Here is a 13,644-nt window from a genome sequence, read left to right as displayed (position 1 = left end):
AGGATCAGGCCCTTGACCTGGTGTTTCAGCTGTCGGGGTGGCGGGATTTGAACCCACGACCTCTTCGTCCCGAACGAAGCGCGCTGCCAAGCTGCGCTACACCCCGATGTCGTGCTCCGCGGCCTGCTGTCCTGCTGGTCGCGGCGACATCGATTACTTTAGCGGACCGAGGGCCTGAGACGAAATCCGGTTTTCCCGGGGTCAGCCGCGGGCCGCTGTGAGGGTCAGGAGCGTGGCCTCGGGCGGGCAGGCGAAGCGGACCGGGGTGTAGCGGTTGGTGCCGCAGCCGGCGGAGACGTGCAGGTAGGACGTGTGGCCGTCCGCCTCGTGCGTGGAGAGGCCCTTCACGCGGTCGGTGTCCAGGTCGCAGTTGGTGACGAGGGCGCCGTAGAAGGGGATGCAGAGCTGGCCGCCGTGGGTGTGGCCGGCGAGGATCAGCGGGTAGCCGTCGGCGGTGAAGGAGTCGAGGGTGCGCAGGTAGGGCGCGTGCACGACGCCGAAGGAGACGTCGGGGCCGGTCAGCGGGCCGCCCGCGACCGCGGCGTACCGGTCGCGCTTGATGTGCGGGTCGTCCAGGCCGGTGAGGCCGATCTCGACGCCGGCGACCTTGAGGGTGCCGCGGGTGTTCGTGAGGTTGAGCCAGCCGGCCTCGTCGAAGCCGTCGCGCAGGCCCTCCCAGGGGTTGTGGACGACACCGACCGCCGGGGCGTTGCCGTTCAGCCCGTGCCGGCCGGAGGTCTTCTCGAGCAGGTACCGGGCCGGGTTGCGCAGCCTGGGCCCGTAGTAGTCGTTGGAGCCGAAGACGTACGCCCCGGGGAACTCCATGAGCGGGCCGAGCGCGTCGAGCACCTCGGGGACGCCCTCCGGGTCGGAGAGGTTGTCCCCGGTGTTGATCACGAAGTCGGGGCGCAGCCCGGCCAGCGAGCGCAGCCAGCGCTGCTTCTTGCGCTGCCCGCTCACCATGTGGATGTCGGAGACCTGGAGGACCCGCAGCGGCCGCATGCCCTCGGGCAGTACCGGGATCGTCACCCGGCGCAGGCGGAAGGAGCGGGCCTCGAAGCCTGCCGCGTAGACCAGTCCGGCGGCCCCGGCCGCCGCGATGCCAGCTGAGACCTTCAGGGGAATCCCGTATCGCGCGCGCATACGCCCATCGTGTCAGACGGGGCGAGGCGCGGAAATCCGCGGGCGCCGGTCCTGTGGCACCTGCGACAATCGAGTCATGACCACGCTCAAGTCGAAGCTGCAGGACGATCTCAACGCCGCGATCAAGGGGCGTGACGAGCTGCGCTCCTCGACGCTCCGGATGACGCTCGCCGCGATCACGACCCAGGAGGTCGCGGGCAAGGAGAAGCGCGAGCTCGCGGACGACGAGGTGCAGGCGGTGATCGTCAAGGAGGCGAAGAAGCGCCGTGAGGCGGCCGAGGCCTTCGAGAAGGGCGGGCGCGCCGAGTCCGCCGCCCGCGAGAAGGCCGAGGGCGAGGTGCTCGCCGAGTACCTGCCGCAGCAGATGAGCGACGCCGAGCTGGAGCAGATCGTCTCGCAGGCGGTCGAGGAGGCCAAGGCGGCCGGTGCCGAGGGCGGCCGGGCCATGGGCCAGGTCATGAAGATCGTGAAGCCGAAGGTGGGGGACAAGGCCGAGGGCGGCCGGGTCGCCGCGACGGTGAAGCGCCTGCTGCTCGGCTGACCCCGAGGCCCGAGGCCCGAGGCCCTGACGCAGAAAAGGAGGGGCGCCCCCAGCCGGGGGCGCCCCTCCTTCTGCTCTGCTCTGCTCGGTCCGGGCAGGGCCCGGAGGGCTCAGTGGCGCCAGCCGCCGTTGCCCCCGTTCCCGTTCCCGCCGATCAGGTCCGGCGGGAGGGAGACGTCGGGGAACGGGTCGTCGTCGTGGCCGCCGTCGCCGGGCTTGGCGTCGTCGTGGCCCTTGTCCCGGCCCTTGTCGCGGTCCTTGTCCTTGTCCTTGTGCTTGTCGGGGTCCGGGATGTCGACCTTGTTGAAGGTCGGGGCGGGCCGGTTGGCCAGTGCGCCCGTCATCGCGTCGCGCCAGATCGGACCGGGGACCTCGCCACCGAAGACCTGTGCCTGGAAGACGCCGCCGATCGGGATGTTCTCCATCTTGACCGTCTGGCTGGGGCTGCCGACCCAGACCGCGCCGGAGAGGTTCGGCGTGTAGCCGACGAACCAGGCGTTCTTACGGCCGTCGGTGGTACCGGTCTTGCCCGCGTTGTCGCGGTCCGAGAGGCCGGCCTTCTGACCCGTACCGGAGTCGGTCACGCCGCTCAGCAGAGTGTTGATCTTGTCGGCGGTGGCCTCGGACATGGCCTTCGAGCACTGCGTCTGCGGGACCTTGCGGGACTTCCCGTTCGGCCCGGTGATCGACTCGATGGCGACCGGCGTGCAGTACGTGCCGCGGTTCGCGAACGCCGCGTACGCGGAGGCCATCGTCAGCGGTGACAGACCGGTCGAACCGAGGGTCATCGAGGACGGCACCTCGGGGACCTTCTGGCCGTTGCCCTGGACCACGCCCAGCTTGTCGGTCATCTGGACGACGGGGCACATGCCGGTGTCGCCCAGCATCTGCACGAAGTAGGTGTTGACCGACTTCTCCATCGCCTCCTTGAGGCGGTAGGGGCCGACCTCCGACTCGTTCTCGTTCTCCACCTTGTAGCCGCCGTCGTTGACCCACGGCTTGCCGCTGCACGTCTGTACCTGCTTCGGGTACGGCATGTCGTACGGCGCCGGGTACTCCTGCGTCACCGGCTTGCCGTTCTCGAGCGCGGCCGCGGCGAGGAACGGCTTGAACGTCGAACCGGTCGGGAAGCCGTAGTTGGAGCCACCGAACGCGGCGTTGGCCGAGTAGTTGTACTCGGTCTGGTTCGACTTGGAGTCCGAGCCGTACGGGCGGGACTGACCCATGCCGAGGATCTTGCCGGTGCCGGGCTCGACGAGCGTGACGGCTGTGGCGACCTTGTCCGACTTGTAGACGTGGCTCTTGACCGAGGCCTGGACGGACTCCTGGGCCTGCGGGTCCAGCGTCGTCTTGATCGTCATGCCGCCGCGCTGCCAGACCTTGACGCGGTCCTCGCGGGTCTTGCCGAAGACCGGGTCGCTCAGGAAGACGCGCTTGACGTAGTCGCAGAAGAAGGCGGCGTCCTTGACGGCGGTGATGCAGCCGTTCTGCGGGCTCTTCACCTTCAGGCCGAGCGGGCTCTCCTTGGCCTTGTCGGCCTCCTGCTGGGAGATGTCCTTCACCTCGGCCATGCGCTGCAGCACCACGTTGCGCCGGCGCTTGGCCTCTTCCTCGTCGTTGACGGGGTCGTAGCGGCTCGGGGACTGCACGATGCCGGCGAGGAGGGCGGACTCCTGCACGTTCAGGTCCTTGGCGTGCTTGGAGAAGTAGCGCTGGGACGCGGCCTCGACGCCGTAGGCCTGCTGTCCGAAGTACGTGATGTTGAGGTAGTTGGCGAGGATCTTCTTCTTGCCGAGCTCCTCCTCCACCTGGATCGCGTACTTCAGCTCCTTCACCTTGCGGCCGATGGTCTGCTGCGTGGCCTGCGCGACCTTGGTGGGGTCGTCGCCGGCCTCCTCGATGAAGACGTTCTTGACGTACTGCTGGGTGAGGGTGGAGGCGCCCTGGGAGACGCCGCCGTTCTGCGCGTTGGCGTTGATCGCGCGCAGGATGCCCTTGGCGTCGACGGCCCCGTGCTCGTAGAAACGGGAGTCCTCGATCGCGACGAGCGCCTTCTGCATGTACGGCGAGATCTCGTCGAGCGGGACGACCGTGCGGTCGCGCGCGTAGACGGTCGCGATCGTGCCGCCCTTGGCGTCCAGGATCGTGGTGCGCTGCATGAGCGGGGGCGTCTTCAGATTGGCCGGGATGTCGTCGAATCCCTCGACCGATCCCTTGGCCGCGAGGCCCAGCGCGCCCGCCGCGGGCAGTGCGATTCCGGCGAGGACGGCTCCCGCGAGCACGCTGACGCCGAGGAACTTGGCGGCCTGTTGGGCCGGCGACAGACCGCCGCCGCCACCGGCCGAGCGCTTCTTTCCCATGGGGGGCAGCCTACGTTCTGATTCTCCGGACAGGCGTATATGCCTTGGCCTAAGCTGCACTCAACTGTCACAGCAGTGCGGTCTCGTATCAAGACGTGGGACGACCCCGAATCGTTCCCGGCACTTTTTTCCGTGCTTCTTGTAGTCATTTCCACCCCTGCCCGCGTGCCCGGAAGCAGGGGCTCCGGAGGTGTCCGAATCCGCCCCGTGTGTCACTCGATGCCCGTTGTGGCGCAAGTGAACTGTCCCGTTTTGCCGGGGTAATGAGGCATGTCCCTCGGTCACTCCGTCGGGTGATCTGCCGCTTACGCATAGTCCGTTCGGACCATTCAAGATTGGGCCCGAAGGGGGTGTTGCGCTGTGCCCACCTTCCGTAACGTCCTCAACTGGCGGCGGTGAATATGCCGCTGCCGCCGTGGGGGAGCCTCGATTCGGGAGAGGACGGCGCCGGTATGGGCTGGGTAGTCGACTGGAGTGCGCAGGCGGCCTGCCGCACTACCGATCCGGATGAACTGTTCGTTCAAGGAGCAGCGCAGAACCGGGCGAAGGCGGTGTGCACGGGATGTCCCGTGCGGACCGAGTGCCTCGCCGATGCGCTGGACAATCGCGTCGAGTTCGGCGTGTGGGGCGGCATGACGGAACGGGAGCGTCGCGCGCTGCTGCGCAGGCGGCCGACCGTGACCTCGTGGCGCCGGCTGCTTGAGACGGCGCGTACGGAGTACGAGCGCGGGGCGGGGCTGCTGCCCGCCGAGCTCGCGGAGGAAGCGGCGGACGCCTCGCACGAGTACTGCGAGGACGACCGGTACGCGGCCGTCGGGTAGAGAAGCCGGACGACGCGTACGCGGCCGTCGACGACGACGGCCGGCAGGGACGAGGGAAGACGGCCGGTCGCCGTGCGCGGCCGGGCGGGCGAGCCGTCGTGCGCCGAGGCGCCGCCGTGCTCCGACGCGTGGCCGTCAGCGACGACGGCCGCCCGTGAGCCGGTGACCGGGCCGGTGGGTGACACCCGCGCGGGCGCACGCGCCCCGTGCTGCTCAGGCGGTACGTACGGCTCAGGCGGACCCCGTCGGCGCACCACCGGCCGCGAGCCGGTCGCCGATGTCCCGCAGGCCCGACAGGTCGTGGACGTCTCCGGGCAGCGCCGCGACCTCGGTCACGGCGACCTCGGGGTGCAGGGCGGTGAAGCGGTCACGGGTGCGCTGTTCGCGCGCGACCACCTGCATGCGCTCGGCGTGCAGCCGCAGCAGGCCCGCGGTCAGCTGCGGCACGGTGGGCGAAGCCTCGGGTGACGGCTCGGGCGAAGCATCGGGCGACGGCTCGGGGGAAGCCTCGGTACGAAGCTGTTCCTTCCCGCCCGTCTGATCCACAATGCCGGACTCGTCAAGATTTTCTGCGGCGGCGAGCGCGCGCTCGGCCGACAGCCGGCCGGCGCCGCTGCCGTGCACGCGGTTGAGCACGAGACCGGCCAGCGGCATCTGCTCGGCGGCCAGGCGCTCGACGAAGTACGCGGCCTCGCGCAGCGCGTCCCGCTCGGGCGCCGCCACCACGAGGAACGCTGTCCCGGGTGCCTGCAGCAGCTTGTACGTGGCGTCCGCGCGCGTCCGGAAACCGCCGAACGTGGTGTCCATCGCGGCGACGAACGTCTGCACGTCCCGCAGCAGTTGACCGCCCAGGAGCTTGCCGAGGGTGCCGGTCATCATCGACATCCCGACGTTCAGGAACTTCATGCCCGCGCGGCCACCGACCTTCGCCGGGGCCATGAGCAGCCGGATCAGCTTCCCGTCGAGGAAGGAGCCGAGCCGCTTCGGGGCGTCCAGGAAGTCGAGCGCGGAGCGCGACGGCGGGGTGTCGACGACGATCAGGTCCCACGCGTCCCGCGCGCGCAGCTGGCCGAGCTTCTCCATCGCCATGTACTCCTGCGTGCCGGCGAAGCCCGCGGAGAGCGACTGGTAGAAGGGGTTGGACAGGATCGCCTTCGCGCGCTCCTCGTCCGCGTGCGCCTCGACGATCTCGTCGAAGGTGCGCTTCATGTCGAGCATCATCGCGTGCAGTTCGCCGCCCTCCGCGCCCTCGGCGGTGACGATGCCCTTCACCTGGCGCGGTGTGTTGTCCAGCGAGTCGATGCCCATCGACTGGGCGAGCCTGCGGGCCGGGTCGATGGTCAGCACCACGACCTTGCGGCCGCGCTCGGCGGCGCGCAGGCCGAGCGCCGCGGCGGTCGTGGTCTTGCCGACGCCGCCGCTGCCGCAGCACACCACGATGCGGGTGTCCGGGTCGTCGAGCAGCGGGTCGACGTCGAGCGCGGTGCGTGGTTCCAGCGTCATCGGGGCCCCTCCGTCCCTTGCCGGCGCAGTTCCCTGGCGAGCCGGTACAGGCCCGCCAGGTCCAGGCCCTCGGTGAGCAGCGGCAGTTCGCGCCGGCCGAGCCCGGCGTCGGCGAGCAGCTCGCGCTGGGTGCGCTCCAGGGCGTACCGCTCCGCGTACTCCCCGGCCTGTGTCAGGAGCGGGCCCGCGAGCCGCTTGGCGCTGCCGATCCCGGCCGCGGTCAGGGCCTCGGCCACTGCGGGGCGGACGGACTTGTCGCGGGCCAGCGCGAGGGCGTCCTCGTCGAGGAGCGCGGGACGCACCATGTTGACCATGATCTGTCCGACGGGCAGCTTCGCCGCGCGCAGCTCGGCGACCCCGTCGAGCGTCTCCTGGACCGGCATCTCCTCCAGGAGCGTGACCAGGTGCACCGCGGTCTCGCGGGACTTGAGGACGCGCATGACCGCCTGCGCCTGGTTGTGTATCGGGCCGATCCGGGCGAGCCCGGCCACCTCGTCGTTCACGTTCAGGAAGCGGGTGATGCGACCGGTCGGGGGCGCGTCCATGACGACGTGGTCGTACACGTACCGCCCGCTCCTGTCCTTGCGGCGGACGGCCTCGCAGGCCTTGCCGGTCAGCAGGACGTCCCGCAGGCCGGGCGCGATCGTCGTCGCGAAGTCGATCGCGCCGAGCTTCTTCAGGGCGCGGCCCGCGCCGCCCAGCTTGTAGAACATCTGGAGGTAGTCGAGCAGCGCCAGCTCGGGATCGATGGCGAGCGCGTGCACCTCTCCGCCGCCCGGAGCGACGGCGATCTTCCGCTCCTCGTAGGGGAGCGTCTCGGTCTCGAAGAGCTGTGCGATGCCCTGCCTGCCCTCCACCTCCACCAGAAGTGTGCGCTTCCCCTCGGTCGCGAGGGCGAGCGCGAGTGCGGCGGCGACCGTGGTCTTTCCGGTACCGCCCTTGCCGCTGACGACCTGGAGCCTGCTCACGTATGCGAGCCTAACCAGTAGGTGCCCGGATCACGCAGGAGCCTCCGGAACGTCGCGGGTGGGTTCGGCGGCTACAGTCGCCCCCATGGCAAAGAAGTGGGAATACGCGACCGTGCCGCTCCTCGTGCACGCGACGAAGCAGATCCTGGACACGTGGGGCGAGGACGGCTGGGAGCTGGTCCAGGTCGTGCCGGGGCCGAACAACCCGGAGCAGCTGGTGGCGTACCTGAAGCGCGAGAAGCAGGCATGAGCGCGGTGGAGGCCCGGCTGACCGAGCTCGGGCTCACCCTGCCGCCCGTCGTGCCGCCGGTCGCCGCGTACCAGCCGGCCGTGCAGTCCGGCGTCCACGTGTACACGGCGGGCCAGCTGCCCATGGTCGACGGCAAGCTGCCGCTGACCGGCAAGGTCGGCGCCGAGGTCACCGCCGAGGAGGCCAAGGACCTGGCCCGTACCTGCGCGCTGAACGCGCTGGCGGCGGTCAAGTCGGTCGCCGGTGACCTGGACCGCGTCGCGCGCGTCGTGAAGGTCGTCGGGTTCGTCGCCTCCGCGCAGGACTTCACCGGCCAGCCCGGAGTGATCAACGGCGCGAGCGAGCTGCTCGGTGAGGTCCTCGGCGACAAGGGCGTGCACGCCCGCAGCGCGGTCGGTGTCGCGGTGCTGCCGCTGGACGCCCCGGTCGAGGTCGAGATCCAGGTGGAGCTCACCGAGGCGTGAGCGGGACCGTCCCGCGGCGGGCGGATGCCGGGGAGGCCGCCGGATGCCTCTCGAACATCCGCCCGTCGCGGGATAGCCTCCGGCCATGGCAAACGGGCAGTGGTATCCCCCCGAGTGGCCGGACCGGATCCGCGCTCTCGCCGCCGGCACGCTGACTCCCGCGACGCCCCGGCGCGCGGCGACCGTGATGCTGCTGCGCGACGCGGGCGGCGTCGAGGTCCACATGCTGCGCCGGCGTACGTCGATGGCCTTCGCTGCGGGTGCCTACGCCTATCCCGGCGGCGGCGTCGACCCGCGCGACGAGGACCGTCAGGTCCGCTGGGCCGGCCCCTCCCGCAAGGAGTGGGCGGTGCGCCTCGGCGTCGCCGAGCGGGACGCCCAGGCGATCGTGTGCGCGGCCGTGCGGGAGACCTTCGAGGAGGCGGGCGTGCTGCTCGCCGGGCCCACGCCGGACAGCGTCGTCGACGACACGACGGGCGCCGGGTGGACCGCCGACCGGCAGGCGCTGGTCGACCGGGAGCTGTCCTTCGCCGAGTTCCTGCGGGGCCGCGGGCTGGTGCTGCGCTCCGACCTGCTGGGCGCGTGGGCCCGCTGGATCACCCCCGAGTTCGAGCCGCGCCGCTACGACACCTGGTTCTTCGTGGCCGCGCTCCCGGCGGGCCAGCGCACCAGCGACGACTCGTCCGAGGCCGACCGCACGGTGTGGATCAGGCCGGGTGAGGCGGCGGCCTCCTACGACCGCGGGGAGCTGTCGATGATGCCCCCGACGATCGCGACGCTGCGCACCCTCGCCGCGCACGGGTCGGTGGACGCGGCGCTCGCCGGGGCGGGCGGCCGCGATCTGACCCCGGTCCTCGCACAAGCCCGGCTGGACGGCGACGAGTTGGTGCTGTCCTGGCCGGGGCACGACGAGTTCACCAAGCACATCCCGACCGGGAGCACAGGGGGAGACGGATCATGACGGACGCGGCAGCCCTGCCGGGGCAGCCCCGCGGCGGGGTGCTCTCCGGCCCCGCCACCGCCCGCGCGGTCAACGTGCTGGCGCCCAACGCCTCCGCGATGACCCTCGACGGGACCAACACCTGGATCGTCGCCGAGCCGGACAGCGACCTCGCGGTCGTCATCGACCCGGGCCCGCTCGACGACGCGCACCTCACGCACGTCGTGGCGAGCGCCGAGAAGCTCGGCAAGCGCGTCGCGCTGACCCTCCTCACGCACGGCCACCCCGACCACGCCGAGGGCGCGGGCCGGTTCGCCGAGCTGACCGGGACGAAGGTCCGGGCGCTCGACCCGGCGCTGCGGCTCGGCGACGAGGGCCTGGCCGCGGGTGACGTCGTCACGACGGGCGGCCTGGAGCTGCGGGTCGTGCCGACGCCGGGCCACACCGCCGACTCGCTCTGCTTCCATCTGCCGGCCGACCGGGCCGTGCTGACCGGCGACACGATCCTCGGGCGCGGCACGACCGTCGTCGCGCACCCCGACGGCCGGCTCGGCGACTACCTCGACTCGCTGCGCCGGCTGCGTTCGCTGACGGTCGACGACGGCGTGCACACGGTGCTGCCGGGCCACGGGCCGGTCCTGGAGGACGCGCAGGGCGCCGTCGAGTTCTACCTCGCGCACCGGGCGAACCGGCTCGCGCAGGTCGAGACGGCCGTGGAGAACGGGCTGCGCACCGCGTCCGAGGTCGTCGCGCACGTCTACGCGGGCGTCGACCGCTCGCTGTGGCCGGCGGCCGAGCTGTCGGTCCTGGCCCAGCTCGAGTACCTGCGCGAGCACGGGCTGATCCAGGCGCCGTAGCCCTGGCCCGGGACGGCCCTACTCGGGCCAGCGGGCGTCGATCCCGGCCAGCCGCTGCGGGTCGACGATGATGTCGATCTCCACGATCCGCCCGCCGCGCACGGTGAGCGCGAGGACCGAGGTCGGCGTCCCGTTCGGCACGGCCACGACGCCGAACCCGTCGCCGACGACCGCCGCGTACGAGAACGGGGCGAGACGGCCGTACAGGGCGGCCTGCCCGGCGACCTCGAGTGCGCCGCGCACCAGCTTCGAGGCGGTGCCGGGGCCCGCGTCGACCCGCAACAGGACGTCCGGGTCGAGGAGTTCGAGCAGGGCCTCGAAGTCGCCCGCGCGCGAGGCCGCCACCCAGGCGGCGACCACCTCGCGCTGGCGGGCCAGGTCCGTGTCGGGAGGCGGCACCTGACCCTGCACGCGGCGCCGGGCCCGGCTGGCCAGCTGCCGGGTCGCGGCCGGGGTGCGCTCCACGATCGGCGCGAGGTCCTCGAACGGCACGGCGAACATGTCGTGCAGGACGAACGCGAGCCGCTCGGCGGGCGCCAGCGTGTCGAGCACGACGAGCAGCGCGAGCCCGACGGAGTCGGCCAGCTCGGCCTCGTGCACCGGGTCCAGGGGCCGTACGACGGGGTCGGGCACGTGGATCTCGGCGGCGCCGCCCTCCTCGAGCGGGTCCTCCCGGCGCGAGGTGCGGGTGCGCAGCATGTCGAGGCAGATCCGGCCCACGACGGTGGTCAGCCAGCCGGACAGGTTGCGCACCTCGGCGGCGCCGTCGCGCTGGAGCCGCGGCCACGCCTCCTGGACCGCGTCCTCCGCCTCGCTGAAGGAGCCCAGCATCCGGTACGCCACGGCCCGCAGCCGGGGCCGCTCCGCCTCGAAGAGCACGGCGAGCGCGGCGTCGTCCCGCGGCGGGGGAGTCGAGGTCATGGCGGGCGTCTCTCCGTCTCTGCGAGGCCGTGCGGGCGGGCCCACGACGACGGGTCCCGCCACCGTGGAGTGGCGGGACCCGTCGTCGCAGGCCGGGGCGTGCGGATCAGCGCGAACGCTTGGCGAGGCGCTCCACGTCCAGAAGGATCACCGCGCGGGCCTCCAGGCGGAGCCAGCCGCGGCCCGCGAAGTCGGCCAGCGCCTTGTTGACCGTCTCGCGGGAGGCGCCGACCAGCTGGGCCAGCTCTTCCTGCGTGAGGTCGTGCACGACGTGGATGCCCTCCTCGGACTGCACGCCGAAGCGGCGCGACAGGTCGAGCAGCGCACGGGCGACACGGCCCGGCACGTCGGAGAAGACCAGGTCGGACATCTGGTCGTTGGTCTTGCGCAGTCGGCGGGCGACGGCGCGCAGCAGCGCGGAGGCCACCTCCGGGCGCGCGTTCAGCCAGGGCTGGAGGTCGCCGTGGCCGAGGCCGAGGAGCTTCACCTCGGTCAGCGCGCTGGCGGTCGCGGTGCGCGGGCCGGGGTCGAACAGGGAGAGCTCGCCGATGAGCTCGCCGGGACCGAGCACGGCCAGCATGTTCTCCCGGCCGTCCGGGGAGGTGCGGTGGAGCTTCACCTTGCCCTCGGTGACCACGTACAGCCGGTCGCCGGGGTCGCCCTCGTGGAACAGCGCGTCGCCGCGTGCGAGGGTCACCTCACTCATGGAGGCGCGGAGCTCCGCGGCCTGCTCGTCATCGAGCGCCGCGAACAGCGGGGCGCGCCGCAGAACGTCGTCCACGAGTTTCTCTCCTATGTCGCCTGCACCGTGGGGCACGGTGTTTACCGGTCCCCATTTTGCCGGACGGTCCAAACAGTGTGATCAGTCACTCAGACACAAGTCTGCCGCACGCGCGTCACAACCCGAGGGGGAGGGGGCCAATCGGGGGCCGATCCGGTGGCTCACCGACGGATGTCGGTGGCTCCCTTTAGGCTGGCCGGGTGTCCAGAACGCCCGTGAGACCGCAGGTGGAGGGGGTCGGCGCGGTGCCCGCCCACCCCGATTCCGCTGTGGGCGAACAGGCGTGGAACCACCCTTCTGTCCGCCCAGGGAAGGCCGTCCAGCCGATGCCAGCGAAGAAGACCCCGGCCGCGAAGAGCCCGGCCGCGAAGGCCCCGGCCCGGAAGAAGGCCGCGCCGAAGCCCGAGAGCAGGGTCGCGCTCGTGCGCCGGGCGCGGAAGATCGACCGGGAGCTCGCGGAGACGTACCCGTACGCCCACCCGGAGCTCGACTTCGAGAACGCGTACCAGCTGGTCGTCGCCACGGTGCTGTCCGCGCAGACGACGGACCTGAGGGTGAATCAGACGACCCCCGCGCTGTTCGCCGCGTATCCGGCTCCCGAGGACCTCGCGGCGGCGAATCCGGAGAAGGTCGAGGAGTTGATCCGGCCGACCGGCTTCTTCCGCGCCAAGACGAAGTCGATCATGGGCCTCGCGAAGGTGCTCACCGAGGAGTTCGGCGGGGAGGTGCCCGGCCGGCTCGAGGACCTGGTCAAGCTGCCCGGCGTCGGCCGCAAGACGGCCTTCGTGGTCCTGGGCAACGCGTTCGGGCGCCCCGGCATCACGGTCGACACGCACTTCGGGCGCCTGGTGCGGCGCTGGAAGTGGACCGAGGAGACCGATCCGGACAAGGTAGAGAAGGCGGTCGGCGAGCTGTTCCCGAAGAGTCAGTGGACGATGCTCAGCCATCACGTGATCTTCCACGGCCGCCGGATCTGCCACGCCCGCAAGCCGGCCTGCGGCGCCTGTCCGATCGCCCCGCTCTGCCCGGCCTACGGGGAGGGCGAGACGGACCCGGAGAAGGCGAAGAAGCTGCTCAAGTACGAGAAGGGCGGCCTGCCGGGCCAGCGCCTCAAGCCGCCGCAGTCCTACCTGGACGCGGGCGGGCTGCCGGCCCCGCCGCTGGGATCCTCCTGACAGGGATCCTCCTGGGCCGGGGGTCCTCCTGGGGCTGGGGGGCCTCCTGGCCGGGGGTCCTCCTGGTCCTCCTGACGGGTGACGGGGGAACGAACGAAGGGCGGTCGGGCGTTGGGCCCATCACGAGAGTCATGGGGGCGGCGATGAAGCACGTGAGCGAGATCCGCGGGACCGGCGGCGACACCGGCAGGGGCGGCAGCGGCGGTCCGCACGAGGGCGCGGCCGGGCCGGTCGCCGGACCGGTCGCCGGTGCGGACGTCACGCTGCGCACGGCGGGCCTGCCGGACTGGCTCGACCCGGTCGCCGAGGCCGCCGCGACGGTCCGCGGCGAGCAGCTCAGCCGCTTCCTGCCGCCCGCGGACGGCGCGGGCCGGCAGTCCGCGGTGCTGATCCTGTTCGGTGAGGGCGAGCGAGGCCCCGAGCTGCTGCTGATGGAGCGGGCGGGCTCGCTGCGCTCGCACGCGGGCCAGCCGTCGTTCCCCGGCGGAGCCCTCGACCCGGAGGACGGGGACCCGCGCGCCGAGGGCCCGCTGCGGGCCGCGCTGCGCGAGGCCTGGGAGGAGACGGGCCTGGACCCGAGCGGCGTCCAGCTCTTCGGCCAGCTCCCGAAGCTGTACATCCCGGTGAGCGGGTTCGTCGTGACGCCGGTGCTCGGCTGGTGGCGGGTGCCGACGCCGGTCGCGGCCGTGGACCCCGCGGAGACGGCCCGGGTCTTCACGGTCCCGGTGGCCGATCTCACGGACCCGGCGAACAGGGCGACGGCCCGTCACCCCAGCGGCCACCACGGCCCCGCCTTCCTGGTGGAATCCGCCCTGGTCTGGGGTTTCACGGCCGGCGTGATCGACAGACTGCTGCACTTCGCGGGATGGGAGAAGCCCTGGGACCGGGAGAAGTCGGTCCCGCTCGACTGGCGCTCATGA

14 protein-coding genes and 1 tRNA gene are annotated in these 13,644 nt (G+C 71.9%); 8 read left to right on the top strand and 7 right to left on the bottom strand.

Translation table 11 applies throughout. The features are described from left to right. Nucleotides 1-32: 32 nt before the first annotated feature. A tRNA-Pro gene (locus GTW43_RS25470) sits at nt 33-106 on the bottom strand. Nucleotides 107-201: 95 nt separating this feature from the next. Further along, nucleotides 202-1,143: a metallophosphoesterase gene (locus GTW43_RS25465; protein ID WP_161304346.1), complete on the bottom strand. Its 942-nt coding sequence runs from the start codon at nt 1,141-1,143 to the stop codon at nt 202-204. A gap of 76 nt (nt 1,144-1,219) precedes the next feature. Here GTW43_RS25465 and GTW43_RS25460 point away from each other — a divergent pair, with 76 nt between their 5' ends. Next, entirely contained in the window at nt 1,220-1,684 is a 465-nt protein-coding gene (locus GTW43_RS25460; protein ID WP_161304345.1) for a GatB/YqeY domain-containing protein, read from the top strand. Between the two features lie 110 nt (nt 1,685-1,794). Here GTW43_RS25460 and GTW43_RS25455 read toward each other — a convergent pair whose 3' ends face one another. Then, nucleotides 1,795-4,044, bottom strand: a complete 2,250-nt coding sequence (locus GTW43_RS25455; protein ID WP_161304344.1) for a transglycosylase domain-containing protein — start codon at nt 4,042-4,044, stop codon at nt 1,795-1,797. Between the two features lie 452 nt (nt 4,045-4,496). Between GTW43_RS25455 and GTW43_RS25445 the strand changes: the two genes are divergently transcribed. Next, nucleotides 4,497-4,865: a WhiB family transcriptional regulator gene (locus GTW43_RS25445; protein ID WP_237536813.1), complete on the top strand. Its 369-nt coding sequence runs from the start codon at nt 4,497-4,499 to the stop codon at nt 4,863-4,865. A gap of 231 nt (nt 4,866-5,096) precedes the next feature. Here the strand turns inward: GTW43_RS25445 and GTW43_RS25440 are convergent, their stop codons facing one another. Then, nucleotides 5,097-6,368 (bottom strand): ArsA family ATPase, encoded by a 1,272-nt coding sequence (locus GTW43_RS25440; RefSeq protein WP_161304342.1) that lies wholly within the window; start codon nt 6,366-6,368, stop codon nt 5,097-5,099. Then, nucleotides 6,365-7,336, bottom strand: a complete 972-nt coding sequence (locus GTW43_RS25435) for an ArsA-related P-loop ATPase (RefSeq protein WP_161304341.1) — start codon at nt 7,334-7,336, stop codon at nt 6,365-6,367. The genes GTW43_RS25440 and GTW43_RS25435 overlap by 4 nt, the downstream gene beginning before the upstream one ends. A gap of 85 nt (nt 7,337-7,421) precedes the next feature. On the opposite strand from GTW43_RS25435, the gene GTW43_RS25430 reads away from it, so the two are divergent. From GTW43_RS25430 to GTW43_RS25415, 4 genes are all read left to right on the top strand, one after another. Beyond that, on the top strand, nt 7,422-7,586 hold the full coding sequence (locus GTW43_RS25430) for a DUF4177 domain-containing protein (protein ID WP_073494871.1): 165 nt from the start codon (nt 7,422-7,424) through the stop codon (nt 7,584-7,586). Next, nucleotides 7,583-8,050, top strand: a complete 468-nt coding sequence (locus GTW43_RS25425) for a RidA family protein (RefSeq protein WP_161304340.1) — start codon at nt 7,583-7,585, stop codon at nt 8,048-8,050. The genes GTW43_RS25430 and GTW43_RS25425 overlap by 4 nt, the downstream gene beginning before the upstream one ends. Before the next feature lie 85 nt (nt 8,051-8,135). Next, nucleotides 8,136-9,011, top strand: coding sequence for an NUDIX hydrolase (locus GTW43_RS25420; RefSeq protein ID WP_161304339.1), 876 nt, complete (start codon nt 8,136-8,138; stop codon nt 9,009-9,011). Beyond that, nucleotides 9,008-9,847 carry an MBL fold metallo-hydrolase gene (locus tag GTW43_RS25415; protein ID WP_161304338.1) on the top strand — a complete coding sequence of 280 codons (840 nt, stop codon included), beginning with the start codon at nt 9,008-9,010 and terminating at the stop codon, nt 9,845-9,847. The genes GTW43_RS25420 and GTW43_RS25415 overlap by 4 nt, the downstream gene beginning before the upstream one ends. Before the next feature lie 18 nt (nt 9,848-9,865). Here GTW43_RS25415 and GTW43_RS25410 read toward each other — a convergent pair whose 3' ends face one another. Together GTW43_RS25410 and GTW43_RS25405 are read right to left on the bottom strand one after the other, a co-directional pair. After that, the gene (locus tag GTW43_RS25410; protein WP_161304337.1) at nt 9,866-10,768 is read right to left on the bottom strand and encodes a sigma-70 family RNA polymerase sigma factor; all 903 of its coding nucleotides are present in this window, start codon (nt 10,766-10,768) and stop codon (nt 9,866-9,868) included. Between the two features lie 106 nt (nt 10,769-10,874). Next, nucleotides 10,875-11,549 carry a Crp/Fnr family transcriptional regulator gene (locus GTW43_RS25405; protein ID WP_161304336.1) on the bottom strand — a complete coding sequence of 225 codons (675 nt, stop codon included), beginning with the start codon at nt 11,547-11,549 and terminating at the stop codon, nt 10,875-10,877. A gap of 200 nt (nt 11,550-11,749) precedes the next feature. Between GTW43_RS25405 and nth the strand changes: the two genes are divergently transcribed. Together nth and GTW43_RS25395 are read left to right on the top strand one after the other, a co-directional pair. Next, a complete protein-coding gene (gene nth, locus GTW43_RS25400; protein WP_343246112.1) occupies nt 11,750-12,724 on the top strand; it encodes an endonuclease III in 975 nt (324 codons plus the stop codon). A gap of 143 nt (nt 12,725-12,867) precedes the next feature. Next, nucleotides 12,868-13,644 (top strand): CoA pyrophosphatase, encoded by a 777-nt coding sequence (locus GTW43_RS25395; protein WP_161304334.1) that lies wholly within the window; start codon nt 12,868-12,870, stop codon nt 13,642-13,644.

It is taken from the genome of Streptomyces sp. SID5785 (assembly GCF_009870065.1).
In the GTDB taxonomy this organism is placed as follows: domain Bacteria; phylum Actinomycetota; class Actinomycetes; order Streptomycetales; family Streptomycetaceae; genus Streptomyces.
This window is presented reverse-complemented; position numbering and strand designations above follow the sequence as displayed.

Bases quoted from the DNA above. Each gene is read 5' to 3' on its own strand.
- GTW43_RS25465 (WP_161304346.1), bottom strand. From the start codon at position 1,143: ATGCGCGCGCGATACGGGATTCCCCTGAAGGTCTCAGCTGGCATCGCG.
- GTW43_RS25460 (WP_161304345.1), top strand. From the start codon at position 1,220: ATGACCACGCTCAAGTCGAAGCTGCAGGACGATCTCAACGCCGCGATC.
- GTW43_RS25455 (WP_161304344.1), bottom strand. From the start codon at position 4,044: ATGGGAAAGAAGCGCTCGGCCGGTGGCGGCGGCGGTCTGTCGCCGGCC.
- GTW43_RS25445 (WP_237536813.1), top strand. From the start codon at position 4,497: ATGGGCTGGGTAGTCGACTGGAGTGCGCAGGCGGCCTGCCGCACTACC.
- GTW43_RS25440 (WP_161304342.1), bottom strand. From the start codon at position 6,368: ATGACGCTGGAACCACGCACCGCGCTCGACGTCGACCCGCTGCTCGAC.
- GTW43_RS25430 (WP_073494871.1), top strand. From the start codon at position 7,422: ATGGCAAAGAAGTGGGAATACGCGACCGTGCCGCTCCTCGTGCACGCG.
- GTW43_RS25425 (WP_161304340.1), top strand. From the start codon at position 7,583: ATGAGCGCGGTGGAGGCCCGGCTGACCGAGCTCGGGCTCACCCTGCCG.
- GTW43_RS25420 (WP_161304339.1), top strand. From the start codon at position 8,136: ATGGCAAACGGGCAGTGGTATCCCCCCGAGTGGCCGGACCGGATCCGC.
- GTW43_RS25415 (WP_161304338.1), top strand. From the start codon at position 9,008: ATGACGGACGCGGCAGCCCTGCCGGGGCAGCCCCGCGGCGGGGTGCTC.
- GTW43_RS25410 (WP_161304337.1), bottom strand. From the start codon at position 10,768: ATGACCTCGACTCCCCCGCCGCGGGACGACGCCGCGCTCGCCGTGCTC.
- GTW43_RS25395 (WP_161304334.1), top strand. From the start codon at position 12,868: ATGAAGCACGTGAGCGAGATCCGCGGGACCGGCGGCGACACCGGCAGG.